The 26555-nt window shown below is 69.0% G+C and carries 26 protein-coding genes and 2 pseudogenes; 23 read left to right on the top strand and 5 right to left on the bottom strand.

Annotation, left to right across the window (positions count from 1 at the left end):
- Positions 1–12: 12 nt before the first annotated feature.
- A complete protein-coding gene (locus ACFTZC_RS08725; RefSeq protein ID WP_382888044.1) occupies positions 13–927 on the bottom strand; it encodes a phytanoyl-CoA dioxygenase family protein in 915 nt (304 codons plus the stop codon).
- A gap of 1727 nt (positions 928–2654) precedes the next feature.
- Here ACFTZC_RS08725 and ACFTZC_RS08720 point away from each other — a divergent pair.
- The 11 genes and pseudogenes from ACFTZC_RS08720 (at position 2655) to ACFTZC_RS08670 (ending at position 12069) form a co-directional block, all read left to right on the top strand.
- A complete protein-coding gene (locus tag ACFTZC_RS08720) occupies positions 2655–2933 on the top strand; it encodes a DUF1778 domain-containing protein (RefSeq protein WP_382888113.1) in 279 nt (92 codons plus the stop codon).
- The gene (locus ACFTZC_RS08715) at positions 2930–3313 is read left to right on the top strand and encodes a fic family toxin-antitoxin system, toxin component (RefSeq protein ID WP_382888043.1); all 384 of its coding nucleotides are present in this window, start codon (positions 2930–2932) and stop codon (positions 3311–3313) included. Before ACFTZC_RS08720 ends, ACFTZC_RS08715 begins: the two co-directional genes overlap by 4 nt.
- A 140-nt stretch (positions 3314–3453) precedes the next feature.
- Positions 3454–4133 (top strand): annotated as a pseudogene (locus tag ACFTZC_RS08710) (IS5 family transposase); the annotation flags it as partial.
- Between the two features lie 188 nt (positions 4134–4321).
- A complete protein-coding gene (locus tag ACFTZC_RS08705) occupies positions 4322–5068 on the top strand; it encodes a transcriptional regulator (RefSeq protein ID WP_382888042.1) in 747 nt (248 codons plus the stop codon).
- Between the two features lie 4 nt (positions 5069–5072).
- Positions 5073–5510, top strand: a complete 438-nt coding sequence (locus tag ACFTZC_RS08700; protein ID WP_382888041.1) for a RidA family protein — start codon at positions 5073–5075, stop codon at positions 5508–5510.
- A 10-nt stretch (positions 5511–5520) separates the two neighbouring features.
- Positions 5521–6483, top strand: coding sequence for an ornithine cyclodeaminase family protein (locus tag ACFTZC_RS08695; RefSeq protein WP_382888040.1), 963 nt, complete (start codon positions 5521–5523; stop codon positions 6481–6483).
- Positions 6480–7649 carry a DSD1 family PLP-dependent enzyme gene (locus ACFTZC_RS08690; protein WP_382888039.1) on the top strand — a complete coding sequence of 390 codons (1170 nt, stop codon included), beginning with the start codon at positions 6480–6482 and terminating at the stop codon, positions 7647–7649. The genes ACFTZC_RS08695 and ACFTZC_RS08690 overlap by 4 nt, the downstream gene beginning before the upstream one ends.
- A gap of 7 nt (positions 7650–7656) precedes the next feature.
- Positions 7657–8556, top strand: a complete 900-nt coding sequence (locus ACFTZC_RS08685; protein ID WP_382888038.1) for a LysR family transcriptional regulator — start codon at positions 7657–7659, stop codon at positions 8554–8556.
- A 57-nt stretch (positions 8557–8613) separates the two neighbouring features.
- A complete protein-coding gene (locus tag ACFTZC_RS08680; RefSeq protein ID WP_382888037.1) occupies positions 8614–9672 on the top strand; it encodes a tartrate dehydrogenase in 1059 nt (352 codons plus the stop codon).
- 230 nt (positions 9673–9902) lie between these two features.
- Positions 9903–11267, top strand: coding sequence for a C4-dicarboxylate transporter DctA (gene dctA / locus ACFTZC_RS08675; protein ID WP_382888036.1), 1365 nt, complete (start codon positions 9903–9905; stop codon positions 11265–11267).
- A 478-nt stretch (positions 11268–11745) separates the two neighbouring features.
- Entirely contained in the window at positions 11746–12069 is a 324-nt protein-coding gene (locus ACFTZC_RS08670; protein WP_382888035.1) for a hypothetical protein, read from the top strand.
- Between the two features lie 240 nt (positions 12070–12309).
- Here ACFTZC_RS08670 and ACFTZC_RS08665 read toward each other — a convergent pair whose 3' ends face one another.
- The gene (locus ACFTZC_RS08665; RefSeq protein WP_382888034.1) at positions 12310–12465 is read right to left on the bottom strand and encodes an ATP-dependent DNA ligase; all 156 of its coding nucleotides are present in this window, start codon (positions 12463–12465) and stop codon (positions 12310–12312) included.
- A gap of 334 nt (positions 12466–12799) precedes the next feature.
- On the opposite strand from ACFTZC_RS08665, the gene ACFTZC_RS08660 reads away from it, so the two are divergent.
- The 5 genes from ACFTZC_RS08660 (at position 12800) to ACFTZC_RS08640 (ending at position 17120) form a co-directional block, all read left to right on the top strand.
- The gene (locus ACFTZC_RS08660) at positions 12800–13603 is read left to right on the top strand and encodes an SDR family oxidoreductase (protein WP_382888033.1); all 804 of its coding nucleotides are present in this window, start codon (positions 12800–12802) and stop codon (positions 13601–13603) included.
- Between the two features lie 120 nt (positions 13604–13723).
- Positions 13724–14614, top strand: a complete 891-nt coding sequence (locus ACFTZC_RS08655) for a helix-turn-helix transcriptional regulator (RefSeq protein WP_382888032.1) — start codon at positions 13724–13726, stop codon at positions 14612–14614.
- Between the two features lie 852 nt (positions 14615–15466).
- A complete protein-coding gene (locus ACFTZC_RS08650; protein WP_382888031.1) occupies positions 15467–15751 on the top strand; it encodes a hypothetical protein in 285 nt (94 codons plus the stop codon).
- Positions 15752–15866: 115 nt separating this feature from the next.
- Entirely contained in the window at positions 15867–16049 is a 183-nt protein-coding gene (locus ACFTZC_RS08645; RefSeq protein ID WP_382888030.1) for a hypothetical protein, read from the top strand.
- Positions 16050–16616: 567 nt separating this feature from the next.
- A complete protein-coding gene (locus ACFTZC_RS08640; protein ID WP_382888029.1) occupies positions 16617–17120 on the top strand; it encodes a transposase family protein in 504 nt (167 codons plus the stop codon).
- A gap of 948 nt (positions 17121–18068) precedes the next feature.
- Here the strand turns inward: ACFTZC_RS08640 and ACFTZC_RS08635 are convergent.
- The 3 genes from ACFTZC_RS08635 to ACFTZC_RS08625 are packed head-to-tail and all read right to left on the bottom strand — an operon-like array spanning position 18069 to position 20601.
- Complete coding sequence (locus ACFTZC_RS08635; RefSeq protein ID WP_382888028.1) at positions 18069–18761, bottom strand: response regulator; 693 nt, start codon at positions 18759–18761, stop codon at positions 18069–18071.
- 13 nt (positions 18762–18774) lie between these two features.
- On the bottom strand, positions 18775–20079 hold the full coding sequence (locus tag ACFTZC_RS08630) for a sensor histidine kinase (protein WP_382888027.1): 1305 nt from the start codon (positions 20077–20079) through the stop codon (positions 18775–18777).
- Positions 20080–20127: 48 nt separating this feature from the next.
- Positions 20128–20601, bottom strand: coding sequence for a CPBP family intramembrane glutamic endopeptidase (locus ACFTZC_RS08625; RefSeq protein WP_382888026.1), 474 nt, complete (start codon positions 20599–20601; stop codon positions 20128–20130).
- 784 nt (positions 20602–21385) lie between these two features.
- Between ACFTZC_RS08625 and ACFTZC_RS08620 the strand changes: the two genes are divergently transcribed.
- The 7 genes and pseudogenes from ACFTZC_RS08620 to ACFTZC_RS08590 all read left to right on the top strand — a co-directional run.
- Positions 21386–21946: a hypothetical protein gene (locus ACFTZC_RS08620; RefSeq protein ID WP_382888025.1), complete on the top strand. Its 561-nt coding sequence runs from the start codon at positions 21386–21388 to the stop codon at positions 21944–21946.
- Between the two features lie 92 nt (positions 21947–22038).
- Complete coding sequence (locus ACFTZC_RS08615; protein ID WP_382888024.1) at positions 22039–22632, top strand: TetR/AcrR family transcriptional regulator; 594 nt, start codon at positions 22039–22041, stop codon at positions 22630–22632.
- 138 nt (positions 22633–22770) lie between these two features.
- Entirely contained in the window at positions 22771–23508 is a 738-nt protein-coding gene (locus ACFTZC_RS08610; protein WP_382888023.1) for an NADPH-dependent F420 reductase, read from the top strand.
- A 286-nt stretch (positions 23509–23794) separates the two neighbouring features.
- Positions 23795–25135, top strand: coding sequence for an NtaA/DmoA family FMN-dependent monooxygenase (locus ACFTZC_RS08605; RefSeq protein ID WP_382888021.1), 1341 nt, complete (start codon positions 23795–23797; stop codon positions 25133–25135).
- Entirely contained in the window at positions 25132–25734 is a 603-nt protein-coding gene (locus ACFTZC_RS08600; RefSeq protein ID WP_382888020.1) for a flavin reductase family protein, read from the top strand. Before ACFTZC_RS08605 ends, ACFTZC_RS08600 begins: the two co-directional genes overlap by 4 nt.
- Positions 25735–25758: 24 nt before the next feature.
- The gene (locus tag ACFTZC_RS08595) at positions 25759–25965 is read left to right on the top strand and encodes a hypothetical protein (protein ID WP_382888019.1); all 207 of its coding nucleotides are present in this window, start codon (positions 25759–25761) and stop codon (positions 25963–25965) included.
- Positions 25966–26547: pseudogene (locus ACFTZC_RS08590) on the top strand (NADP-dependent oxidoreductase); the annotation flags it as partial. It lies immediately after the preceding gene.
- Between the last annotated feature and the right edge of the window lie 8 nt (positions 26548–26555).

Genomic DNA, 26555 nt, shown 5'->3' with positions numbered 1-26555 from the left:
CGACGGCAGCGTTCAACCAGGCTGGCGCCAAGGCGTGAGGTCGAGCCCCGGATACCGCAACGCCATCCCAGCCAGCGTCTCCGGTGTCCAGTAAGGATGCCCAGGCGGTGGGAACCCGAATGCCTGGAGCTGGCGCGGGGTGGCCCGCTCGACGAACTTGAACCAGTCCTCCTGTACGGCGGAGTAGGCCCAGCCCCTCCGCTGACCCCAATGGACACCGGAGGGACGGAAATTCACATGCATGGTGTAGCGGGCGCCCCGTGGCGCGGTCATGGCCGTTCCGCGATGCACGGTGCCGATCTCGAAGGCGACGACCGTCCCGGCGGGGCCGGCCGCGGGCACCTGCGCTTCGTACAGGTGCGGACTTCCGCTGCCGTCATGGAAACGGCTCTTGCTTTCGAGACCGGGCCGCAGGTACCTGTCGGGCACGGCCGGGAGGTCAACCGTGTGCCTCCGTGGGACAAGGTGCGCCGGGCCGAACTCCTCGGGCACGTCCGCCAGGTACACGAACATCTCCAGTTGGCGAAAGCCGGGCGCGGTGCTGGGCACCAGGAGGGTATGGCCCAGGTAGTCGCGGTGCAGGTCCTGGTCGTAGTCGCTGGCACCGGCGTACTTCGCCCAAGCCTCCGCCCCGGAGATCTGGAAACCGTCGTCCTCCAGCAGCATCCCGGCGAGCGCCAGTATCCGGTGGTTCACAGCCAGCAGGCTGATCTCCGTGCTGGCGAACGGAAAGTAGTCGATACCGGCGAACTGGTCGCCGAGGAAGCGCTCCCGTCGCGGATCGGTTGCGTCGTGGAACCCCTCAGCGGACGGGAAGAGCAAGTCCAGCTCGCCCGCCGCGGGCTTCAACTCCTCGTGCGGGATGAAGCCAGGGAGGATGACGAAGCCGTCTTCACGCCACGCTTGAGCCGCTTCTTTGAGGTCCATCGGGCCAGGGTGATCACGGCGAGCGCCGCAGGCAAGCGGTTTTCCGGTTGGTCAGCTCGGAGGACTTCGTTACACAGTGCGCGCAGCAAGGTCAGGGCGTCGTGGTTGTCAGCATCGGTGAACGCGTGTATCGCGCCCAGGATCGACCCTGGCCAGCAGACATCACAGCGGGTCCTCCTTTCCCGTGCCCATGTTTTCCCGCGAGTCATTCGCCCCGAGCCGTGATCAACGTCGAGCCACTGGGGCAGTCGGCGGGAGAGATCGGGGGCCGGGGTGACGTGGGTCGTGGAGGTGCTGTCGGATGAAGGCTCGGACGCGGAGCAGTCCCGGCAAGGAAGGCGAGGCGCTGAAGAAGTTCACCCAGCGCGTCGAAGAGCACCGCAACGAGCAGCGACGTACATCTCGCCCGGAATGCGCGTCGCTGCCGCGACAGCCGGCGCCAGCGCCATCGGCGACTCGGCCCGGGCGGCCCGGTGCGCCTAGAGGGCGCGGCGGTATCCGGTCGATGCCGACTCCCGCGTACGCACCGGCCCCACAACCGCGGACCGGGTGGCCGGCTCCGTAGGCAGCATCGGCGTGCCGGGGGCCGTGAGAGCACCGGGCACCCGCGCGCTGGCCGCGCGACCAGCTTCGGCGCGCTCCAGCGCAGTGTGGTGCCGCAGGCCGGGGAGCCGGGGACGACATCCAGGCGGCCGGTGTCCGCGTCGAACGCCACGGCCTCGACGCGGCCGGCGAGATCGGGCACGGACGCGGCGCGGACGGCGTCGAAGTGGGCGAGGACGCTTCCGCCGGTGGCCGGGGCGATCATGCCGCGCTCGGTCATCATCTGGCTGACGACGGCGCCGAGTCCGGGCTGCTCGCGGCCGTCGCGTCGTACGACGGTGCCGGTGCACTGCTTCGGCTTCGGCTTCGGACGGGTGGCGTCGTTCTACTTCGCCGTCTCCCGGGCCGCGACCAGGGCTTGGCGGGCGAGGTCCACGCCGCCCAGCTCGGTTGTCATGCGATCACCGCCCCAGTGGCGTCGGCGTCCAGCGGGCGCGCCGCCAGTTCAGGAATCCGGTCCGTCCACGGCGCGGGCACGGCCGTCTCGGTGCGGGCCCCCGCCTGCTCGCGCAGTTGCCCCAGGCGCGTCGCCAGCAGGTACTGCGCGGTGCGCTCCCGGGCCGTGCCGGCGGCCTTCGTCGCTGTCTTGATGGCGTCCGCGCCGTTCGGGTTGCGCCGGAACCGGCGCCGGTTCTGCTCGGTCCTGTACGCCCGCGTCGCCTCGGCTTCGGCTTCCTCGGCCCGCCCGAACCGCCCCAGCGCGTTGCTGCGGTACTCAGGCGCGCCATTTCCACCGACCGGAGCGCGGCGAAGGCGAGCACGGATGCCGCACCGGCCAGGTCCGAGTCCAGGAACTCGCGCCGAGTGCGTTCGATACCGACCGTCAGCGACGCTCGCACATCGGCGGTGACGGCAGCGATGTAGTCAGGGTTGTCGAGGTCCGCCGCCCAGGTCGCCGCAATCAGCCCGGCCTCCACGGTCAAGGCCTCGGTCCGGCGCCGGTAGCTTGCATACCTCGCACAGCCCGTCCGGCGGTCGGCGTCGGCGGCTCAGAAGGCGGACCGCGGAGCACCGCGGCTCCGGCGGCAGCCGTGGCGGTGTCGGCGGAATACGCAGTCCGCGTCGCTCCGGGACACGCTCCCGGTACCGCTGATACCGTGGATACCATGAATGCCAAAACAGCGATGAGTCTTCGTTTTCCCGACCCTGCGCAGCGGGCCGCTATCGCGGCAGCGGCCAAGCAGGCAGGGGTCAGCATGCAGGAGTACATCCTCTCGGCTGCTTACGAGCGCGCAACCGCTGTGGAGCGGCAGTTCCTGGATGGTTTCCAGGCGTCCATGGCCCGCAGCGGCGCGGCTTTCGCGGCGGAGCCCAGCAGTCTGGACCCCAGTGCCGAGCAGCGTGCGGCCGAGGAAGAGGCGCGGCGGGATCTCGGGCACCAGGAGCGAGGCCACGCCGCGTGACCCAGCCGGAACCCCTCCCGCTCGACGTCACATTCCTGCTGCATGCCGCGGGGTTGCTCGACGGTGATCCGCAGGTCGACGATCTCGGACCGCTGTACGCCGCGGTCGCCCGGGTCAATGCCCGTGCGATGGAGCGCAACGTTTACGGATCTCTGTATCTCAGGGCCGGCGCGCTGCTGCAGACCCTGGCGAGACTGCCCTGCCTGGAACACTCCAACGAGGCCTTCGCCTGGCATGCGACCGAGGCGTACCTGATTCTCAACGCGCGCGAGCTCGACTTCCCACCCAAGGCGGCCGTCGCGCTCGTGCGGGACGCCGCCTCCGGAACGCTCGGCGTCGCCCGGATCGCCCGCCAGCTGCGCGACTGGTCCGTCGCCTAGATAAGGGATCGTCCCGGGACACCTTGCTTGCAGGGCTCTTACGAGCACGGTGAAGCATTGGCAAGGGGTGCTGAGCATCCTCGACCGGCACGGCCCGGGAAAGCTCGGCTGGGTGAATCCGTACGGTGACATGCTGCGTTTATGGACGCTTCGCCGGATGGGAGGCGGACGGAACCTGGGCGAAGCTCCTGGAGCATATGCAGGTCAAAGATGACGCGATGGGCATGGTGGAGTGGACCGTGTCGGTGGACTCCACCATCAGCCGTGCTCGCCAGCACGCGGCCGGAGCCCACAAAAAGGGGCTCCGGCCAAGGACGAACTGGAAGATCCGCCACATCCGGCGCCTGACAAGGTGCTCGGCCGGCCCCGGGGCGGATTGACCACCAAGGCCCACCTCGCGACCGACAGTCGCGGCCTGCCCTTGGCCATAGTCGTTACTCCGGGCAACGTCAACGACTCCACGGTGTTCGACACGGTGCCGGACGCGGTGCGAGTCCCCCTGTCCGTAGGCCGCCCCCGTCGCAGGCCCGAGACGGTCATCGCCGATAAGGCGTATGCGTCACGAGCCATCCGGACCGTTTTACGGCGGCGTGGCATCCGCGTGGTCATCCCTGAACGATCCGACCAGATCGCCAACCGGCAACGCAGAGGATCGGCAGGAGGACGGCCACCGACCTTCGACGCAGAACGGCACAAGGCCCGCAACGAGGTCGAGCGCTGCTTCAGCAGACTCCAGCAGTTCCGAGCCGTGGCCACCCGCTTCGGCAAGTTGGCAGCCCGCTACCTCGCCGGCCTCCGACTCGCATCGCTCGTTCTTTGACTCCGTGAACCGTGATCGTTTTGTCAGACAGACCCTAGCGCTGGACGGAAACTCTAGAGATAGATAGATTGTCTGTATGGAGGTAGACGGAAAATCAAGATGTTTCTGGACTGCTGCCCCCGCGCACGGCTGCAGCTCGCCGAGGGTGATGCCTGCGCGGAGTACCGAACGGAGGCAGGGAGCACGGAATGAGCGGTAGTGACAGCACCATGGAATGGGGGCGGGCGGTGACCTCTGAAGGCACGAGTCACACGAGCGGCCGGGATGGCAGGCAGCAACGAGACGGGCAGCTTTTCGGGGCGGCGTCCGGGGCGCTGGAGGACGAGCACCTCCTGGCCGAGGCGGAGAAGATCGCTCAGGCGCTGGGCCGCATGTTCCCCGGAATCTGCGAGGTCGTACTGCACGACCTGCGCGATCCGGACCATGCCATCCGCTTCATCGAGAACAACCTGTCGGGACGTCAGGTGGGTGATTCCGCCACCGAACTGGGTCTCGCTCGCATCCAGGATCCGCACTACCCCAGCGTCATCCAGAACTACGCCAACCAGTTCACCGACGGACGCCCCGCGAAGAGCACCTCGATCGGGATCAAAAACGCTGCCGGGCAGTACATCGCCGCCCTCTGCCTGAACCTGGACATCTCGACGCTCTCCCCCATCACGCTGATCCTGTCGAACCTGGTCGCGACCGATCCCGAAAACCGGGACGTCCAGCTTGAGAGGCTGAGCGACCGAAGCCGCCGGGAACTGCGCGAAGTCATCGAGACGGCCGCCGCCGAGCGCTCCACCACTCCGCGGGCCCTGCCCAGGGAGGCGAAGAAGGAGCTCGTGCGGCGCCTGAACGAAGACGGCTACTTCGACACCCGCAACGCCGCCCAGACGATCGCCGATCTGCTCGGCATCTCCCGAGCCAGTGTCTACGCCTACACGAAGTGAGACGATGAGCACAGTTGAGACCGCCACGGGGGACAGTCGCCCCCGCACGGGCGACACCGCCTCGATCATCACACTCGACAGCGCACGACTGGCCCCGCCGGCGGGCCACTACTCGCACATCGCCGTCCACCGCGGCGTGGCCTACATCTCCGACCAGCTCCCTGTGACGCCCGACGGATCCTGCCTGGCCGACGAGCCATTCGAGACCCAGGTACAGCAGGTACTCCGTAACCTCGACGCCTGTCTGGCCACGGTTGACACCAGCCGCGAGCGGCTGATCTCGGTCACCGTCCACGTGACCGACATCGGCGACTGGCCCGCCTTCGACCGGCTGTACCAGGACTGGCTCGGTGCGAACAGGCCCGCACGGGCCGTGGCCGGCGCCCACGAACTGCACTACGGATCCGCAGTGGAGGTGCACGCAATTGCAGCCCTCGACTGACCCTCGCACTGTGCCGTACGCGGACCCAGAGCCGGGAGCGCGCGGTCTGCTGTACATCACCGAAGAACAGACCGCCACGCTGGTGGACGAGTCCCTCGCCTTCGACGCGGCCCGCGCCGCGTTCGCCGCCACCGTGGAAGCCGCCGCACTCCCCAGCCTTGTCGTGCACGGATCCGACCCACGTAATCGGTTCAGCCTCAAGCCGTCCGCCTCCGCGACCCACGCGGGCGTGAAGATCGGCACCTTCTGGCCGGACAACCCGGCGCAGGGTCTGCCCCGGCACCACTCCACCCTGCTGCTGTTCGACCAGACCATCGGCAGGATCGCGGCGGTCCTGGAGGCCGGCACCGCCAACGCCTATCGGACCGCCGCCGCCGATGCCCTGGCCGTCGACCTCCTTGCCCGCGCCGGCTCCGCCACCCTGGCCGTTTTCGGCACCGGTCACCAGGCCGCGTACGAGGTCCGGGCCGTCAGCCGCGTACGGCCCATCGGCACGGTGCTGGTCGTGGGACGGGACAAGGACCGCGCCGGCCGGCTGGCCGCGCAGTTGGCCGCAGAAGGCCACGACGCACAGACCAGCAGCGCCGAGGAAGCCTGCGCACGGGCCGACGTCATCGTCACCGCCACCACCGCCCGAGCCGACACGCCGCCGCTGTTCGAAGCCCGGTGGGTACGCCCGGGCACCCACATCTCCTGCATGGGCGCCGACGCCCCCGGCAAGCGGGAACTCCCGCCCGAACTGTTCGCCCGCTCCCGCGTCTTCTGTGATGTTCCTGAGCAGGCCCGGCGCATGGGCGAGAGCCAGCACGCCCCACAGGACACCGTGCTCACCGCGCTCGGCGCTGTCCTCACCGGGCGCGCCCCGGGGCGGGACGCCAACGACGACATCACAGTCTTCGACAGCTCCGGGATCGGTCTGCAGGACCTCTACCTGGGCCTGGCCCTCCTCAAGAAAATGGACGTAGCCCTGTGAACACCACTCCGCCACCGGCTGCCGGGACGACGCTGGCAGACCCCGACACCCCCTTCGCCGTCGTCGACGTGCACAAGTCCCTGCGCAACATCGACCGGCTGGCAGCGCGGGCCGACCGGCTCGGCGTCACCCTGCGGCCGCATATGAAGACAGCCAAGAGCCTCGACGTAGCCACCCTGATGCACAGCGGTACCCCATGTCCGGTCACCGTCTCCACCCTCGCCGAGGCCGAGGCGTTCGCCGACGGCGGCTACACCGACATCACCTACGCCGTCGGCATCGACCCGCACAAGCTGCCCCGGGTCATTGCCCTCCTGCGCCGAGGCGTCACCCTGCGTGTCCTGCTCGACAGCCGCGAACAGGCCGTCTTCGTCGCCGACACCGCCCGTAAAGCCGGTCTCGCCATCCCCGCGCAGATCGAGATCGACTGCGACGGCCACCGCGGCGGCCTCAAGACCGACGCCCCCGGACTCGTCGGCATCGGCCGCATCCTGCACGAGGCCGGATGCCTCGACGGCGTCCTGACCCACGCGGGCGAGTCCTACTTCGCCTACACCCCGGAAGACCAGCGGCTGGCAGCCGAGAACGAACGCGACACCGCGGTCGCGGCAGCGGAGCGGCTGCGCGCCGCCGGGCTGCCCGTCAGTACGGTCAGCGTCGGCTCCACACCGACCGCCCACGCGGCCGAGGACCTCACCGGTGTCACCGAACTGCGCGCCGGCAACTACGTCTTCTTCGACCTCGTCATGGCCGGCCTGGGCGTCTGCCGTGTGGAGGACCTCGCCCTGTCGGTGGTCGTCACCGTCATCGGCCACCGCCCCGAGTACGGCTGGATCGTCACCGACGGCGGCTGGATGGCCATGTCCCGGGACCGCGGCACCGCGAACCAGCCGACGGACCAGGGCTACGGCCTGGTCCTCGATCTGGCGGGTGACCCGATCCCGAATCTGGTCATGAGCGCGGCGAGCCAGGAGCACGGCACCCTCACCGCCCGCAACGGCGCCGACCTGCCCGACCTGCCCGTCGGCACCCGGCTGCGCATCCTGCCCAACCACGCGTGCGCCACCGCCGCCCAGCACCGCGGCTACCACGTCATCGACAGCACCCACCCCACAGACCCCTCGCCCGCGTTCCAGTCCACCTGGGAACGCATCACCGGCTGGTGATCAGCAGATGGATATCCGGCAGCTGGAGTACTTCCTCGCGATCGTTGATCATGGTGGATTCAACCGGGCCGCCTCGGCTCTGTACGTGTCACAGCCGTCGTTGTCCCAGACGGTCCAGGGGCTTGAGCGTGACCTGGGCAGTGAGCTGTTCCACCGGATCGGAAGGCGGGCGGTACTGACCGAGGCGGGAAGAGCGCTGATCGAGCCGGCGCGAGCGGCTGTGCGGAGTCTGGAGACGGCCCGGGCCAGCGTCGCGGCTGTACACGAGCTGCGTGAGGGGCGGCTGGACGTGGCCGCGATGCCGTCGCAGGCGGTGGAACCCCTGACCTCGATGATCCATGACTTCAGTGGCCGTTGGCCCGGTGTATCCGTAGTGATCAAGGCTGCTTTCACTTCGCGAGACGTCGTGGACATGGTGCGCACGGGCGCTGTCGAGTTGGGGCTGCTGGCCACGTCGGGACCGTTGCCGGAAAAGGAGGTGGCCTCCTACCCGGTGGGACAGCAGCGTTTCGTGCTCGTGGTGCCGCCCGACGGTCCCTTCGGTGGACAACAGGCCATTTCCAACCGGGAGTTGACGGGGCAGCGCCTTATCGTCGGACAGCGGGGTACGGGGATGCGCGCGTACGTTGACGGACTGCTTGAGCAGGGTGTTGCATGCACCATCGCGGCCGAGACCGAACATCGGGTGGCCATCCTGCCACTGGTTCTGGCCGGGGTCGGGCTGGCCGTGGTGACGGAGTCCTGGCGGGTCATGGCTGAGCGCGCCGGCGCCCGGGTGCTGGACATCGAGCCGAGAACCACCCTGAGTATCGGGCTGGTCAGCCGCCGTACGGGGCTGTCCAGGGCAGCGGAGGCTTTCGTGGCCACCGCCCTGCGCCGGGGCGCGACTGATAAGCCTGCCCTATAAGGCAGATCGCAACTACGTCTTGGACGCTCGAACGGACCTGTTGCTGCAATCGGACGCATGACGAACCACCGCATTGCCCTGATCCCTGGCGACGGCATAGGAACCGAGGTTCTGCCCCCCGCGCAGCAGGTCCTCGACGTCGTCGGACGCCGGTACGGTTTCGGCTTCTCCTACACCTCGTACGACGACTGGTCCTGCGAGCGCTATCTGCGCGAGGGCGCGATGATGCCCGCCGACGGCCTCGACCAGCTGCGCGACAAGGACGCGATCCTGCTCGGCGCGGTCGGATATCCGGGCGTGCCGGACCATGTCTCGCTGTGGGGGCTGCTGATCCCCATCCGGCGCGCCTTTCGCCAGTACGTCAATCTGCGCCCGATCCGTGTCTTCGAGGGCATCGACAGTCCGGTGCGCGGGGCGGTGCATGGGGATGTCGACTTCGTCGTCGTACGCGAGAACGTCGAGGGCGAGTACAGCGAGATCGGCGGGCGCCTCAACCGCGGCTTCCCGGAGGAGATGGCCGTGCAGGAGGCCGTGTTCACGCGAGCCGGGGTGACCCGGGTGCTGGACTACGCCTACGCGCTTGCCGCACGGCGGGGCGGGAAGCTCACCTCGGCCACCAAGTCGAACGGCATCGTGCACACCATGCCGTTCTGGGACGAGCTGGTCGCCGAGAGGGGTACCGCCTATCCTCAGGTCACCCGGGACCAGGAGCACATTGACGCGCTCGCGGCCAAGTTCGTGCTCGACCCGGCCCGCTTCGACGTGGTCGTCGCCTCCAACCTCTTCGGCGACATCCTCAGTGATCTGGCCGCCGCCATCGCGGGCTCCATCGGAATCGCCCCGGCCGCCAACCTCAACCCCGAGCGCGATTTCCCGTCAATGTTCGAGCCGGTGCACGGTTCCGCACCCGACATCGCAGGCCGCGGTATCGCCAACCCCCTGGGGGCCATCTGGTCGGCGGCGATGATGCTCGACCATCTCGGCCACGCCGAAGCGGCCACGGACATCACCGATGCCACTGCGGCAGTGCTGGGGAGGACCGACATCCGTACACCTGACCTGGGCGGTACCGCCACGACCGCAGAGCTGACCGACAAGCTGCTCGAACTTCTCTGACGGGTGGTGGCGCCTGCACGGGCCCATGCCCGCCCCGCAGGGCGTTCCGCTGAGTGCTTTTCCCGCGGCCGCGGGTGGTGCGGACGACATCGCCCGGCGGTCCGGCACACCTTCCGGCTGGACAGCCGCTCTGTCCGCTCCCGAGCCGCGCCTGCCCCTGCGGCCCGCCCTCGCCGGGTGGGACCGCCCCGCGTCCCGGCTGCGCCCGTTCCTCAACGAGGAGAAACGCCATGGCAGCACCTGTGTCCTCCACCCCGGCTCCGGCCGAAACCCCGTCCAAGCCCTGGTACAAGCAGCTCTACTTCTGGGTACTGACCGCGATCGTCTCCGGCATCCTCACCGGTTGGATGTGGCCCTCGGCAGGTGTCGCCCTGGAACCGGTTGGCACTACCTTCGTCGCCGCCATCAAGATGCTCATCACTCCGATCGTCTTCCTCACGATCGTGGCAGGCATCGGCAGCGTCGACAGCCTCGGCCGGGTCGGCCGCGTGGGCCTGAAGTCACTTCTCTACTTCCAGGCAGGCACCCTGGCCGCCCTGCTCGTGGGCCTGATCGCGGTCAATGTCTTTCAGCCCGGCGCGGGAGTCCACGCACAACCAGGCAGCCTTGACCTCGAAGGTGACGCCGCGCAGTACGTCAAGGACGGGGAGGGCCAGAGCTGGTGGCACTTCCTGACCGACCTGGTTCCCACCAGCGCCGTGGGCGCCTTCGCAGAGGGCAACATTCTCCAGGTCATCTTCTTCTCAGTGCTCTTCGGAATCGCCCTCAAGGCGGTAGGCCCCATCGGCGAACCGATCGTGGACGGTGTGAACCGCCTGAGTGCAGTTGCCTTCAAGGTCTTGCACTACGTCATGCTGGCAGCCCCGGTCGGAGCTTTCGGCGCCATGGCTTTCACCATCGGAAAGTACGGCGTCTCCACGCTCACCAGCCTCAGCCAGCTCATTGCACTCTTCTACGGCACCTCCGCGTTTTTCGTGATCGTCATCCTCGGTTCCGTCCTCGCCGTGATGAAGGTCAACATCTTCCATCTGCTGCGGTACCTGCGCGAGGAGTTCCTGCTCGTGCTCGGAACGTCGTCTTCGGAGAGCGCTCTGCCCCGGCTCATGACCAAGCTCGAAGGGCTCGGCATCCGTCGCGACATCGTTGGCCTGACCGTCCCCACGGGCTACTCCTTCAACCTGGACGGCAGTTCGATCTACCTCTCCCTGGCCGCCGTCTACATCGCCCAGGCGACCGACACGCCGCTGAGTATCGGACAGCAACTCGGTCTCCTCGCCGTCATGATCCTGACCTCGAAGGGTTCCGGTGGGATCACAGGGGCGGGCTTCATCGCCCTTGCCGCAACTCTGTCCAGTGTGGGCACTGTTCCCGCCGCCGGCATCATGTTGATCTTCGGTATCGACAAGTTCATGTCGGAGTGCCGTGCACTCACCAACCTGGCCGGCAACAGTGTCGCCACCCTCGTCGTCGCACGCTGGGAACACCTGCTCGACACCGCACGCGTCAACGAAGTCCTCCGTACCGGCACACCACAGCCGCGCATCCCCGAAGAACACGACGACAGCCCCTCCGAACCGGTCCCGGCAGAAGCCTGACTTTCCCTTGCAGCGCTTCCGAAGGTCCGACTGGCGATGCTTGGCCCCCTGGCGGGCGGAGGTGATGCGCGGCGTGGGTGTTGTTCAGGGACAGTCGTCCCACCCGCCCGGCGCAGGCCTACGCAGGCCCGTTCGGTCTCCCGAGTTGTTTCGGCGTGCGCCGGATCGCGGACGACTGCGACGGAGACGCTGTGCAACAGGTCCGGTCCGCTCCTGGTGAAGGAGACCGGCCGAGTCCTGGGCACCACGAAGTGACTCGCCCGCGAATGCGGCGATCCATGCCACCGGCGGTCAGCAGCAAGCACGGCCGGTCCTACCGCGGGTAGGTACGGCCCCCGCGGCGCGGTAGTGCGCGTGACACGTATGCCGGGTCGGCCACCGTTTCCATTTCCACGGCGAGGTGCAGCTCGTGAACCCGCCCGTACAGTTTGTGTGCCCGCACCCGGGCCGTCGGGATCTTCTGGCCGATGGGCCCGATGTGCGGCCCCTGCTACTCCGGCCCGGTGGTCTCGATCACGAAGCCCTGGACGCCTCGCCCCAGCGGCACGCCACCGCCTACGTGCGCGGTCTGCTGGTCACCGCCGGCCTGGTGATCGAGCACCCGCCCAGCCGGTTTCCCGGCAATTTCCAGGTCGAGGAGGTCCACCATGCCGAACTGCGCCGCTGCCTGGGCGACGCGTCGCCCCTGCTGGACGTCCGCGTCGTCGGCGCCCTGGTCCGTCGCTACGCCCTCCAGCTGACGCGGATCGTTGAACTCTCACAGCCGGCCAGATCCACCACGACAACGGCCACACCTACCTGACCATCAGCCGTCACCCTGTCGTGCTCCCGCCCAAGCTCGCCCACCTCATCCAGGAACAGCTCCAGCACAACGCGTCACGTCACCGTGGCGCGGGCGGGACCGGGTACCTTCTGCCGGTACACACCCCGGGTCGAACCCGTAACCCGGCCGGCCTGTCCGAAAGGCTGAAACGCTACGGCCTGCCGGCACGGGCCGCACGGAACACCACCATGCCCGCGCCCCGCCGCCACGGTGAACTGCTCAGTCCGCGGCGGGGTCGTTGCCCGAAATGAACAACGGCACGTCGCCCAGGGCAACGTCGCTCCGCAGCCGCAACCATCGCACCGGATGCCGCCACCGGCCCGCCGTATCCAGGGACACGTACGCGGCCACCTCCGCCATCAGCACCGGCTCCACCCGCAGCGCCTCCAGGAGGGGATTGTGGCAGCGTGAGCCAGCGCACCAGGCAGGGCTGGCTCTCACAGTACCTGTATCACCAGGGTCTCCCAGAGGTCCAGGACGCCTGTCAACCTGTTTGAGTCGGCTCCCAGCTACACAGGGGAGAAATAATGGATCCACAGGAGGCGCGCACGGCGGCCGCCCGAAAACCCGTCCCAGGCGCCCTGAACGAAAACGCCGACAACACTCCATGGACACGCACTGCGGCTTTACCCCCCATCAGTTCAATTCAGCTGCACCGGACGCGCGACCGTGTCAGCACATGCTTCCACGGCAGAAGGAACGAAGACCAATGACGGACAACCAGTTCACCACTCACGCAGACCTTTTCGATCTGAGTGGGAAGTACGCACTTGTCACTGGCGGCACCAGAGGCATTGGGATGATGATAGCGCGCGGCCTTCTCCAGGCGGGCGCCCGCGTCATTATCAGCTCACGCAAGGAAGACACGTGCGCGGTGGCACAGCATCTACTGTCCGAATTCGGCGACGTTCAAGCGATCCCCGCCGACCTGTCCAGGTACGACGAGTGTCAGCGCCTCGCTGATCTTGTCAAGGCCGACTCGGAACGCCTGGACATCCTCGTCAACAACGCGGGAGCGATGTGGCGCGAACCGCTGGAGACGTTCCCGAACGAAGCCTGGGACGCAGTGATCGACCTCAACCTCAAGTCGCCGTTCTGGCTGGTGCAGACGCTGCTCCCCGCACTGCGCAGGGCGGGCACCGCCGATGATCCCGCGCGGATCATCAACATCGGCAGTATCGCCGCCATCCACGTCGCCGAGTCGCCCAACTACTCGTACGCCAGCAGCAAAGCGGCACTCCATCAACTCACCAGAGTGCTTGCCAGAGAACTGGGCCCACAGCACGTCACGGTGAACGCGGTAGCCCCAGGACCGTTCCCGTCGCAGATGATGGCGTCCACGCTCGATGCCATCGGCGACACGATCGCGGCAAAGGCCCCTCTGCGCCGGCTCGGCCACGACGACGACATGGCAGGTATCGCCGTGTTCCTCGCCAGCCGGGCCGGGTCTTACCTCACGGGCACCATCATCCCGATCGACGGCGGCATCGCCACGACCGCATCAGGTACCTAGGCGTCGGCGCGGGCCTTTCCTGCTACGACGCTGGGCACATGCCGCCTGTGAGGGGGTGCGTAGCAGTCGGGGTACCAGCAGAACCTCCCTTCGCCTGCGGACAGGGCCTATGGTGAAGGGGTGGCCACGATCGCTCTGCGCACTGAGATCAAGGAATTCCTGAGCTCGCGTCGCGCGCGGATCGCGCCCGAGCGGGCCGGACTGCCCGCCTATGGCGGCAACCGCCGGGTCAAGGGTCTGCGTCGCGAAGAGGTAGCTCTACTAGCAGGGGTATCGGTCGACTACTACGTGCGTATGGAGCGCGGCAGCCTCACCGGCGCCTCCGACGGGGTGCTCGACGCGCTGGCCTCTGCCTTGCAACTTGACGAGGCCGAGCACGATCACCTGTTCCACCTTGCGCGGCAGTCCAGGGCGCCCGGCGGTCCACGCCGCCGGCGACCCGCTGTGACGGTGCGTCCGGCGCTTCAGCAGGTACTCGACGCCATCACCGATGCGCCGGCTTGGATTTGCAACGGCCGTTATGACGTGCTGGCCATGAATCAACTCGCCCGCGCGCTGTATTCACCGGTGCTGGCCGACACGCGACGGCCGGCGAACACCGCGCGGTTCGTGTATCTAGATCCCGAGCCGGCAAAAACGTTCTTCGTCGACTATGACCGAATCGCCTGTGATGTGGCCGCGAAGCTACGCATGGAAACTGGCCGCAATCCGCACGACGAGGAACTGATCGCCCTAGTCGGTGAATTATCAACACGCAGTGAACTGTTTCGGCAGCGGTGGGCATCTCAGGACGTTCGGCTCCACCGGTCCGGACGCAAGCGTGTGCACCATCCGGTAGTGGGACGACTCGACCTGGACGTCGAGTCGATGGATCTGCCTGCCGAACCCGGCCTGCTCCTGAACGTCTATACCGCGCCCGCCGGCACGGCGACCGCGGACCGTCTAGCCCTATTGTCGTCGTGGGCGGCCAGCCAGGAGAGGCTAGCGACCGAGATTCAAGCGCTCAGCTGATATTCCAACCTTTTCAGTCCGTCTGAATCAGCGCTGAACGATCGGCGAGCGCGCCGGGCCCACATTGGGAATGCCTTTCGAGTGATCGTAAGTTGACTTGGGCACCGATCAGCCCTGCGACGACCGGCTGGTGACATAGCCTTCAGCGACTGCCTACGCACGGCCGGTTCACACTCGGTGTGCGAACGAGGATGACCGTTCCGGGCGGAGAAACCGGGACAGTGCCCCGTCTGCCGAGAGTTCGTAGAGAACAACCATGCGCACGAGCAGGCGACGCCTGGGCACGAGCACCACAGCATCGGCTGCCGTTCTGTTCCTGGGGCCTGCTGGCCGCGCCCGCGACGTACACCGGCACGGCTTTTGCCGCGTCACCCGGGGCGGGAGGTACCTCGGACGCGGGGAAGACTACCGGCCCTCACTGCCCGGTGACCGTGGCCAGCAACGACGGCTCGTTCCTCTGGGCCAAGAACACCGATTGACACCTTCAGTTCGAACTCCGTGACACCGGCAGGCGCAATGAACCCCACCACGCTGAACTCGTGGAGGTCATCTGCCGCCTCGGCCTCGGGTTCCCGGAGGAGCCCACCGCGGCTGACGGCATCGACACCGAACACGCCGTTCCGGCTGCGACAGCGCAGAGATCAAGTAACCAGCGCTTGCCCAGCAGCGGAGACAGAGCGAGTGTCTCCCCGCAGCCCGGAGGTGCTCCCTGGCCTTTGCCGGGCATGGCCCGCGGGCGTGACGGGCGCGCGCTGAGGGGCCGATCGCTCAGTCGGCGTACTGGTCACCGAGCGGGCGTGAGAACTCCCGGCCGCCAGGTTCGCCGGCGCGCGGCTCAACGATGAGTGGATCGTGGAGTTGGAGAAGGATGTGGCGCAGGTTCTCGCCGGCTGTGAACGCGGCTCGGTGCCGTCGACAGGCTGGAGAGGGACCGTTCTCGGGCTTTCAACGTCTGTGTGTCAGCTTTCGCCACAGTGCCCGCAGCCCACGCGATTGGCGCATCTCGTCCTGGGCGAGCGCGAGGTTGTTGAGCGCCCGGGTTTCACCGTGCCGGTCCCCGACTTCACAGCAGATCGCGAGGTCCTGGGCATGGGCATCGATGGCCTCCTCGAAGCCGTCGGCGGGTGTCCATGGTGAAGATCGTCTGACCTGTCGCCAGGGCCGTTGTCGGGTTCTGCTGCGCCGACCGCCGTGCCCCTCCTACGATCCCTGACCGGGCCGGTGCAGGGAGAGCGCGGGGAGGGCGTGGGGATTGCTGGAGCTGGAGCGGATCACGGCTCGCCGGAATGAACTGGACACGCTCGACAAGGAGTTGGCCAATCAGCTGGCGGAGGTCCAGGCCGAGCGGGAGGAGTTGGTGATCGCCGAGCCCGTCCCGCCACCCGGGCCGCCGTCGGGGCGACGGCCCGGGTGGCGGGACGGGCGGTTTTGCTGATCCCGCACCGCGGCGGGACGAGCGATATGGCCGCGCTGCCCGCTGACTACCGCAAAATCGTGGCGATCCTGCGGGCTGGCGACGGCCCGGTGCAGGTCAGGGCCGTCGGCGAGAGGGGCTGGGCCTTGAGGTGACGGTGCGCGGGAGGCTGGAACCGTTGCGGGCGAAGATGACCAAGCTCGCCGACCGCGGCTGGCTGCACAAGCGTCCTGACGGCAGGTTCGCCGCACGCTCCCAGACGTAGGAAGGCGGGCGCCGATGTGGCGTAACTGGCGTTCCCCCCCCGGCGGCAGTTGAGTTTGGTGTGAAGAAAAACAACCATCCCGTCGAGGACCCTGACGGCCTTGTCTGCACTGCCCGCCTGCCGCTGTCGAGTGCCGCCCTGAACTGGCTCGTCGGCCTGCTCCTCGGCCACCTGAAGAAGATCAGGTCACGGTGGCGGGCCCTGCCTCCGGGACGGACCCCCGCCCTCCTGCTGGCCGAACTGCGCTGTGACCGGCGGCCGGGTGATCTGGCCGGTGGCAACGGGACACACCGCACCGCTGTGACCCGGTGGGGCGTGGCGGGATGGTGCTGCTGGACGGCACGCCGATCCGCACCCGCCGGCGCTCCGGCAAAGATAACCGGAAGAACGACGCCGGCAAGAGCAAATGCCATGGCCTGCTCGTGATCGCGCTCACCGACGATCGCGGCCGGCTGCTCTGGATCTCGGCGGCCCGGCCCGGACAGACCTCGGAAATCATCGCCTGTCGACACGACCAGCTCACCGCCAAACTGCGGGCGGCCGGTCTCGGGGCGATCGCCGACCTGAGCTTCGTCGGGCTCGACGACAGCGGCCCCGGCACCGGCCCCGCAGTGATCACAGGTTACCAGGCCGCCCGGAACCGGCCCCTGACACGAGGACAGAAGCTGTCGAACACCGCACTGGCAGCGGTCCGGTCACCGTTGGAGCACGGTTTCGCCCACCTCAAAAACTGGCGCCTGCTCGGCAAAGTCCGCACCGACCCGACCTGGGCGACCGCCCTGGTCAGGGCCCTGCTCGTCCTCACGAACCGCGAAGTGTCCCGGTGACCGATGATCTTCACCGAAGTCATCCACCCACGACCAGCACGAGCATCCCGAACCCCGCGCACGCCGGACCCGTGACCAGCAACTTCACGATGCACAGTTCTCACTGGGACATGCGGGCACCCGTCCGCGTCACCGGCCGTGATCCACCCCCGGCCCAGGGGCGCTGGCGGTCTTCAGCACGCGACCGGCGAGCGGGCCGCCCACCAGTCGGACAATCACAGCGATACCTCCGACCGGCGGGAGCTTCCCGCCTCACCTCCAGGTGGGGCTCGGCACCCGAAGGTCAGCGCCCGGGGCCCACCGCGGCATCGTCTTCGCCCGCCAAAACGCCCGCGATCGGGCGGAGTTCGAGAACCTGAACGATCTGGACTGGCTGCGCGCCCGGTTCACTGCCGTGCACGACACCCCGGAGAAATCCGTATGCACGGCGCGCAGATCTCCCAAGGTTCTTCGGTGTTGGTCGAGCCGTACGTGTACCGGCTGGGCGGCCACCACCAGCACACCATCCTCGCCCTGGCTCGGGCGCGCCAGGGCGAGGATGGTGATCGCCCCGAACGGCATCGCCCGGCAGACCGTCGCCGGACTTTGGACGCCGTGGTTCAGCTCGTCACGGGCGGGGCCGGGTGGCGCGCGAGTCTGCTGCTACGGGTCCGGACCGCTGTCCCGGCTCTCCTGGGCCGGGAGCGGCTGTTCCGCTCGGCCCGCTGGCCGCGCTCTGCGGCGCTGCCCGTACCAGATCACCTTGTGAGGCGGCCGTGCTGCGGACCGCCCGCCGCCGAAGCCCGGGGCGCGGGGGCGGCGGCCCGCTCTGCAAGAAGGTGTCGATCGACCAGCAGCCGGGCTCACCGCCGCACATCAGTCGATGGATCCGTGCTGAGCCGGTGACTGTGCTTCGCGAGTGCGAGTGCGGGTGCGGGTGCGGATGGGGTGCCGGTCCGGCCCGCCGGTTCACGGTGTTCCGGACGCCAGTCCGACCCGGTAGGCGAGGACGACCGCCTGGACCCGGTCGCGCAGGGCGAGCTTGGCCAGAATCCGCGAGACATAGGTCTTGACCGTCTCGGGGGTGATGTACAGCTGCGCCGCTATCTCCGCGTTCGACAGCCCCTCGGCCATCTGCCGGAGCACCTCCAGTTCACGGGGCGTCAGCGCGCGTACGACGTCCTGCCTGGCCGGCCGGGAGGACGCGGCGGGGCGCAGGTGTTCGGCGTAGTGGCCGATGAGGTGGCGGGTGACGGCGGGCGCGAGCAGGGCCTCGCCCCGGGCGACGGTCCGGATGCCGTTCACCAGTTCCGCGGGCGGCGCGTCCTTGAGGAGGAAGCCGCTGGCTCCGGCGCGCAGCGCGTCGTAGACATGGGCGTCGACGTTGAACGTGGTGACGACCAGCACCTTCGGTGGTTCCCCGGCGCCGGGGCCGGCCAGTTGCCGGGTCGCCTGGATGCCGTCGAGCAGGGGCATCCGGATGTCCATCACGACCACGTCGGGGCGCAGCAGCCGCGCGGCCTCCACCGCCGCGTGCCCGTTCTCGGCCTCGCCGACGACCTCCATGTCGGGCTGAGCCGAGAAGATGGTGACGTAGCCGGTCCGCACCAGTTCCTGGTCGTCGCAGACGAGCAGACGGATCGGTGGGGGCGCATCGCTCACGGGGTCGCTCCGGTCACTCTCGAACGGGCTCGGGTTCAGGCTCGGACGGAATAGTGGCACGAACCTCGAACCCGCCCCCGGTCCGGGGTCCCGCCACCAGTTCACCATCGAGCATCCGCACCCGGGCACGCAGCCCGGCCAGCCCTCGTCCGCCCTTGGAGCCCGGCTCGCGGGGAGCCGGAACGGGCGCCGGTGAGGTGCCGGGGATGGGGGCGGGGACAGGGCCGTCGGTGGTCACCCCGATCTCGACGCGCTCCTCGCCGTGCCGGAGCAGGACCCGTGTCGGCTGCCCGGTCGCGTACTTCATCGCGTTGGTGAGCCCTTCCTGTACCACCCGGTACGCGGCCAACTCCACGTCCACGCTCCGGGGCCGCCGCTCACCTTGCTCGCTGAACTCCACCGGCTGACCCGACCTGCGGGCCTGCTCGACGAGGTCTCCCACCCTGCCGAGGGCGGGTCCCCGGCTCCCGTGCGAGGAGCCCTCATGGGCGGGGCCGCCGGTTGTGGGGCCGCCGGTCACGGCCCCGGAGGTCGTGGACTCGCCGGTCGCCTCCAGCACCCCGAGCAGATACCGCAGTTCCGTCAGGGCCCGGCGGCCGGTGTCGCTGACGGAGGCCATCCCCGTAGCGGCCCGTTCAGGCGCGGATGTGATCAGGAACTGCGCCGCGTCCGCCTGCACCACCATGGCCGTCACATGGTGGGTGACCACGTCGTGCAGTTCCCGGGCGATCCGCGCCCGCTCGGCGGCCGTGGCCGCCCCGGCGGCCAGCCGCCGGCGTTCCGCCTCTTCCCCGTGCCGCTTGCGCACACCGCTGCCCACCAGCCGGACCGCGGCCAGCATCAGATAGAACGCGAGATAGTCCGTCACGTCCTGCGGGGACCCGAGCCGGTGCAGGACGACGGCCAGCACCACATACCCCGCACTCGCCACGCCCGCCAGACCCCGGCGGAAGCGGACCTGGTGGGCTCCGGCCGAGTACAGCGCCAGATACAGCCCCATGCTGCCGAACGTCGTCGCGAAGCCCAGCGCCTGGTGCACGGCGAACGCGACGGCGACGACAGTCAGACAGCCCGCGGGCCAGCGGCGACGGGCCGCCAGCGGCAGGGTCTGCGCCAGGACCAGCCCGACACCCGGCGCGCTCACCGGCCGCTCGGGCAGATCGCCGATCTGCGCCCCGATGGCCGACAGGGTCGGCACGAAGGCCAGCAGGGTGAGCGCCAGCGCGAGGACTCCATCCTTGAGGAAGGCGTCCTGCTCCTTCCACCGTTCGAGCGGTACCCTCAACCACGGTGCCCGCAACAGGCCCTGATGGAACATCGCTTGCCTCTTCCTTCAATCAGCCGGTGCCCCGAGAGCCGGCCCGTCTCAGTGCTGGACGAGACGCCGGCGCCGCAGACCACCGCTGCGGCCGGCGACGACGAACATCCGGACGGTGAGCAGCACACCGATGAGGACGGGCACGATCGACGCCTCCAGACCGAACGTGCCGCCGCTGAGCAGGGCAGAACCGTGGGAGTCGACCGTGAACAAGCCCTCGAGAGTGTGTCCGGAGACCGGGATGCCGAGCAGTTGCTCAGCAGTGTTCCACGCGAAGTGCAGACCCGCGACGAACCAGATGGTACGCCGCCACAGGAACGCGACGCCGAGCATCACACCAGCCTCCAGGGCGATGGCGAGCGCGCTCCACACACTGGCTCCCGGAGCACCCAGGTGGGCGACGCCGAAGAACAGCCCGGTGATCACGATGGCAGCCCGGCTGCCCCACCGCTGTTCCAGGGCCTGGAGGGCGAAACCGCGGAACATCAGCTCCTCGGTGACCGCGGCGCCGGCCTGCACCATCGCCGCGGACCAGACGACGGAGAAGAAACCGTTGCCCGCCCAGGAGAACGAGTAGCCCCCCCAACACCATGATCAGGAGGGCGGAGACCAGGACGAAGCCCAGGCCGACCGCACCGCCGAACAGCGCCTCCCGGCCGGCCCCCTGCCGGGCGATCTCCGGCGTGGAGCGTCCCGCGACCCGGCGCATCACCACCCAGTACACGGCGACCGCCGCGACCGCGCCAAGAACCGGCACCGGCCCGGGACCCGTCGCGGTCAGCCTCGAGACCAGGCCCACGCCCACCATCCCGGTCAGCATCCAGCCGAGCGGAGCGCGGACGATCCGGCCGAGACGACCACCCCGGCCGCCACCGCCCTCGTCCGGGCGGGACCCTGCGCCGTGCTGCGCGGCGGACGGCGTGCTCATCGTGACCTCCCTGCAGGGACGGCCACCCCGACGGCGACCGACCTGACGACCACGCTAGAAATCCGCCGGCATCCGCGAATCACCCGCACAGGGACGGTCCGGGTAGCTCTCACGGGGGATGCGCCGCGCCTGCCGGACGGTTCGGTCGGCTTCGCCCTTCACGGAACGCGAAGTCGTACGGTGCCTCACCGCACTGACGGTGTGACGGTCACCGTCCCCTGTCGCAGCGGGGCGCCCTGTGAGGGTGGCTGCTGGTGACCGGGGGGCGTGAGTACGGCGTCGGGCTCATCGCTTCCGCGGAGGCGGACGGTCAAGTCCGCGGTGGCGAGTTCGAGGCGGTTCCTGCAGGGTGCCTGTACGACACACGCCGTTGTCGCGGTGAGGAACTGTGTCTGGATCTGGACCAGTTGGTCGGCCATCGGCAGTCCGAAGTGGTCGACGGACAGTCACCTCGTCGGTGTTGTCGACCTGCCGGCCATGCTGCTGGAACTGGTTCAGCCAGGCGTCGCGGTCCTTGATGGTGTGCAAAAATTCACCGCGGCCAGGGTGGCCGGGGGTCCGGGCCGTCCCCGCCGACGCTCCGAGTCCATCCTGGGCGACCAGGCGTACGGCTCCCGGGTGGTCCGCCGTGAACTGCGCACACTCCGGTTCATGCCGGTCGTCTCCCGCAAGGGCGCCCCGATCACCATGAAGCAGCTGCGCGTCCTCGGCTCGCTGTCGGGTACGAAGCAGGATCTCACCGAGTTCCACGAGCTCATGCGCGGTGGGCAGCTCAACCCGCCGATCAACCGGATCACGCCGGAGAGCATCCCGGAGGGACTGGACCGGCTGCGCAAGGGCGGGGTCACGGGCCGTCTCATCGCCGTACGAGGACTGAGGCGGTGGGCACGGCGAGAGCGCTCGCCGTGCCCACCGACGTGTCGGCGGCGCACGATTTGACCGGAGAGAGCCTCCGTTTTACCGTGGAGACAATGCGGAGATAGCCTCCGCTTTCACTCGGGCCACCGTACCGGAAGAGTGCAGGAGGGCGAATGAACGCCAGGGGGCAACAGGGGCGCAAGCCCCGCGCCGACGTCCAACGCAATCGCGCGGCCCTCTTGGAGGCCGCCCAGCGTCACTTCCTGCGGGACGGGGTCGGCACATCACTGGAGGCGGTCGCCAAGGAGGCGGGCGTCGGGCCGGGAACGCTGTACCGGCACTTCCCCACCCGCGAGGTGCTGCTGGCGGCCGTGCTCCAGTCCCGCACCGCGGAACTGGCCGTCCGCCGCGAGGACATCGCCGACATCGCCGATGCCGGCATGGCGCTGACACAGTGGCTGCGGGCGATGGAGGACTACCTCAGCGCCTACAGCGGACTACCGGAACCTCTCATGTCGGCGGCCCGGGCGCATGACCCCGACAACCCGCTCACCGTCCCTTGTGACGAGCTCATCGCCACGACCGACGCATATGCGCGAACCGCACAGCGCACCGGATACGTACGCCCCTCGGTGACGGGCCACGACCTATTCCTCGCGGCCTGCTCCGTTGCCTGGATCAAAGGCACCGGTGCCACCGAGGAAGCGGTCGACCGACTGCGGGCGCTCATCGCCCACGGATACCGCGAGTCGGACGACCGCACCTAGCGGGCAGCAACCCACCCAAGGCCGGGCCGCCGGAAAGCCCCGGTGCCACACGGGATCCGGCACGAGCCGGCGATCCCACAACACCGCCATCACAGCGTGTCGCCCCAGGGGGTGACACAGCCTTCGAAGGGACAAATCATGAGAATTACCGTTATAGGCGCTGGAGCTATCGGCGGAAATCTGGCCCGCAAGCTGAGCCTGGCCGGTCACGACGTCCAGGTGGCGGACGCTCGCGGCCCCGAGGCCGTCACGGCCGAGGTCCTGGAGGCCGGCGCCCGCGCGGTTGCCCTGGACGCGTCGGCCCAGGGCAGGGACGCGATCGTCCTGGCGATCCCGTTCGCGGTGCAGGGGCAGCTGGCGGAGCTGTTCGCCACCGTTCCCGCCGAGACCGTGGTCATCGACACCTCGAACTACTACCCGCACCTCAGCGGGCGGATCGAGGCGGTGGAGGACGGCGGCCAGGTGGAGAGCGTGTACGCCTCCGAGCTGCTTGGGCGGCCCGTGGTCAAGGCATGGAACGCCGCCCTGGCCGAGACCCAGCGCACCCGGGGCCTTCCGGCGGGCACTGCGGGTCGTATCGCGATCCCGGTGGCCGGCGATTCCGCGGAGGCCACGAAGGTGGCGATGAGCCTGGTCGACGACACCGGCTTCGACCCCTACGACGCCGGCTCCCTGGCCGACTCGTGGCGCCAGCAGCCGATGGGGCCCGCCTACTGCACCGAGCTGACCCTCGACGAGCTGCCCGCCGCCCTGGCCGCGGCCGACCGCATCAAGGACGCCGCCGTCCGCGACAGCATGTTCGAGCGCTTCGCCGCCCTCCGGGACAACCCCACCCTGGACGACATCGTCGATATGAACCGCGCCGCCCACCGCTGACACCCTGCCCATCCGCAGGGCGGTTCGCGCGCGGGGCCGCGGCACCGGGGCGCGCGGGGACGGTGGGTACGTCCCGTCGCACCTCCGGTGCCGCGGCCCCGCGCGGTTACGGCGCTCGGCCGCCCGCCGGGAGTGGCAGGCCCGGCAGCCCGGAAACGCCGACCGCGCCCGCCACTCCCGGCCGTCGCACGCCACCCATTTTGCAATACGGAGGCAGTCTCCGTATTGTCGGGAAGGTAATCGGAGGCACCCTCCGACTTCTCTCGCCCGTTTGGAGACGCCCCCCATGCCCCGCTCACAGATGCTCCTGGCCATGCAGTTCACCAGCGGCTACGGAGCCGAGCCCGGGGCATGGCGGCTGCCCGGGGCGAACCTGTCCAGCTATACGGACATGGACCAGTTCGTGCGCTACGCACAGGCCGCCGAGCGCGGCAGGATCCAGCTGCTGTTCATCGCGGACACCCCGGTCCTGGACGTCGACCTCGAAGACCAGGCCCCGCACTTCCCCATCGACCCGCTGCGTGTCCTCACCGCCATCGCGCGGGAGACGAAGCGGATCGGCCTGGTGGCCACCAGCTCCACCACCTTCAACGAGCCCTACACCCTCGCCCGCCAGTTCAAGGCCCTCGACGTGATCAGCCGCGGCCGGGCCGGCTGGAACGCGGTCACCACCTCCGACCCGGCGGCCGCGGCGAACTTCGGCTCCCCGATCCCGTCCCGCGCGGAGAAGTACGAACGCGCCCACGAGGTCGTCCAGATCGTGCAGGCCCTGTGGGGCAGCTGGGAGAAGGACGCCTGGCTCCGCGACGTCGAGGGCAAGCGGTTCGCCGACATGGGCAAGATCCGGCCGGTCAACCTGCAGGGCCGCCATGTCGCGGCCCGCGGGCCGCTGCCCATCCCGCCGTCCGAGCAGGGCCAGCCGGTCATTTTCCAGGCCGGCGGCGGCAGTTACGGCTTGGAACTGGCGGGCCGGTACGCCAACGGCGTCTACGCCAACCCGATGACGATCGACAACGCCATCGCCCAGCGGGACGCCCTGCGGGACGCCGCCAAGCGGGCCGGGCGCGACCCGGACGAGGTGAAGATGTTCGCCGGCTTCATGCCGACCGTCGCCCCCTCCCGCCAGGCCGCCCTTCAGCGCCGCCGCTTCCTGGACGAGTCCGTCGACCTGCGCCAGCGCGTGCGCTACCTCGGCGCGATGATCGGCCTGCCGCTCGGCTACGACCAGATCGACGCGCCGCTGACCGCACGCCAGCTGGCCGATGCCATGCCCAGCCCACACGACGCGCGTTCCGCCCGCGCTCTTGAGGTGGCACGGGAGGGCTGGAGCCTACGGGACGTCCTGGCGCACGGAGTCATCGACTACCACCCGGTCGTCCCCGGCACCGCCACGGACGTAGCCGACCACATGCAGGAGTGGTTCCAGGCAGGCGCCTGCGACGGCTTCTCCCTGGCCATCGACGGCTATCACGACGGCGTCGACGCGTTCGTCGACCAGGTCGTCCCGATCCTGCAGGAACGCGGCCTCTTCCACCACGACTACGAGGGCCCCACCCTGCGCGAGAACCTCGGGGCTCGCGATCAGTACGGCCTCGACCCCCACCTCACGGATACGGCCCGGTCATGACCACCACCCACCTCCCCAGCACCGTCACCCTGCAGGCGTTCCGCGACGCCATGGCCACCGTCGCCTCCCCCGTCGCCGTGGTCACCGCGATGGACGGCCCGCGCCCGCACGGCACCACGGTCAGCGCCTTCGCCTCCCTGTCCCTGACACCCCCGATGGTGCTGGTGTCCCTGGACAACCGCTCCCAACTCCTGACGATCATCCGACGCACCGGACGCTTCGGCCTCAACATCCTCGGCACCCACCAGGCCGGACTCGCAGCCGCCTTCGCCCGGCCGGGTCAGAACAAGTTCGACGACGTCATCTGGTCGCCCAGCGAGAACCTGCCCCGCCTGCCCGACTCAGCGGCATGGATCACCGCCGAGGTCGACGAATACGTCACCGCCGGCGACCACACCGTCCTGCTCGCCCGCGCCATCACCGCAGAACCCGATGAGGCAGGCCCAATCCCCTCACCTACCACCAGCGTTCCTTCGGCACGCACACGCCCTTGGCCGCCTGACCGGCGCGCTCATCCCCACAGCCCACGCCGCGCCTGCCGGGCATCCCTTCGCGCGTCGGCGCACAGGACAGTTCCGTTTCCCGGCGGCCCCAACTAAGCCGCCCGCAAGGACAGATCCACCATGAATCTCTCCCTCGCCGAGCTCTCCAACGTCGCCACCGGCGGCGACCAGGCCCTGCCCCAGGCCCTCACGGACTCGGTCGACGCCGCGAAGCAGGCAGAGGACGTCGACTACCACCGCATCCGGTACGCCGAGCACCACGACTCCGCCGGCACCGCCTCCTCGGCGCCCGAGATCCTCATCGCCCTGGCCGCAGGCGCCACCTAGCAGTACCTGGTTGATCTCGGCCACACCGTGCCGTCTGCTTTCACCGGCCAGGTGCACCAGCCGGTGCCGGTCACGCCAGAGATGACCGTGCTGGTCAACGGGGCAGCTGGTGGAGTGGGCCACTTCGCGGTGCAATTGGCGAAATGGAAGGGGGCACACGTCATCGCGGGAGCCTCAAGTCGGCACGAGCAGTTCCTGCGCAAGGCCGGCGCCGATGAGTTCATCGACTACACCACGACGCAGGCCGCGGACGTGGTCAGCGGCGTCGCCCTGGTGATCGACACCGTCGGCGGCCCGGACAGCTCACGCTTCCTGACCGTGCTCAAGCGCGGCGGCACCCTGCTTCCGGTGTTCTTCGCCGAGCACGACCCGGAGGAGACGGCGCGTCGGGGCATCGCCGTCTCGAACATTCAGGTACGTTCCAACGGCCCCCAGCTCGCCGAGATTCGGCACCTGGTCGACGAGGGCAAGCTCCAGGCCGGGGTGGACAGCACCTACCCGCTGCCCGAGGCGGGCAGCGCACACTCGCGAGCCGCGCAGGGCCACATCCAAGGCAAGATCGTGCTGACGGTGGCCTCGTGATCGCCGAA

Source organism: Streptomyces sp. NPDC056987 (assembly GCF_042673865.1).
GTDB lineage: Bacteria > Actinomycetota > Actinomycetes > Streptomycetales > Streptomycetaceae > Streptomyces.
The sequence above is the reverse complement of the archived record's forward strand: the minus strand, read 5'-3'. Positions and strand labels throughout refer to the sequence as shown.

Bases quoted from the DNA above. Each gene is read 5' to 3' on its own strand.
- ACFTZC_RS08725 (WP_382888044.1), bottom strand. From the start codon at position 927: ATGGACCTCAAAGAAGCGGCTCAAGCGTGGCGTGAAGACGGCTTCGTC.
- ACFTZC_RS08720 (WP_382888113.1), top strand. From the start codon at position 2,655: ATGAGTCTTCGTTTTCCCGACCCTGCGCAGCGGGCCGCTATCGCGGCA.
- ACFTZC_RS08705 (WP_382888042.1), top strand. From the start codon at position 4,322: ATGAGCGGTAGTGACAGCACCATGGAATGGGGGCGGGCGGTGACCTCT.
- ACFTZC_RS08700 (WP_382888041.1), top strand. From the start codon at position 5,073: ATGAGCACAGTTGAGACCGCCACGGGGGACAGTCGCCCCCGCACGGGC.
- ACFTZC_RS08685 (WP_382888038.1), top strand. From the start codon at position 7,657: ATGGATATCCGGCAGCTGGAGTACTTCCTCGCGATCGTTGATCATGGT.
- ACFTZC_RS08680 (WP_382888037.1), top strand. From the start codon at position 8,614: ATGACGAACCACCGCATTGCCCTGATCCCTGGCGACGGCATAGGAACC.
- dctA (WP_382888036.1), top strand. From the start codon at position 9,903: ATGGCAGCACCTGTGTCCTCCACCCCGGCTCCGGCCGAAACCCCGTCC.
- ACFTZC_RS08660 (WP_382888033.1), top strand. From the start codon at position 12,800: ATGACGGACAACCAGTTCACCACTCACGCAGACCTTTTCGATCTGAGT.
- ACFTZC_RS08640 (WP_382888029.1), top strand. From the start codon at position 16,617: ATGGTGCTGCTGGACGGCACGCCGATCCGCACCCGCCGGCGCTCCGGC.
- ACFTZC_RS08630 (WP_382888027.1), bottom strand. From the start codon at position 20,079: ATGTTCCATCAGGGCCTGTTGCGGGCACCGTGGTTGAGGGTACCGCTC.
- ACFTZC_RS08625 (WP_382888026.1), bottom strand. From the start codon at position 20,601: ATGGTGCAGGCCGGCGCCGCGGTCACCGAGGAGCTGATGTTCCGCGGT.
- ACFTZC_RS08615 (WP_382888024.1), top strand. From the start codon at position 22,039: ATGAACGCCAGGGGGCAACAGGGGCGCAAGCCCCGCGCCGACGTCCAA.
- ACFTZC_RS08610 (WP_382888023.1), top strand. From the start codon at position 22,771: ATGAGAATTACCGTTATAGGCGCTGGAGCTATCGGCGGAAATCTGGCC.
- ACFTZC_RS08605 (WP_382888021.1), top strand. From the start codon at position 23,795: ATGCCCCGCTCACAGATGCTCCTGGCCATGCAGTTCACCAGCGGCTAC.
- ACFTZC_RS08600 (WP_382888020.1), top strand. From the start codon at position 25,132: ATGACCACCACCCACCTCCCCAGCACCGTCACCCTGCAGGCGTTCCGC.
- ACFTZC_RS08595 (WP_382888019.1), top strand. From the start codon at position 25,759: ATGAATCTCTCCCTCGCCGAGCTCTCCAACGTCGCCACCGGCGGCGAC.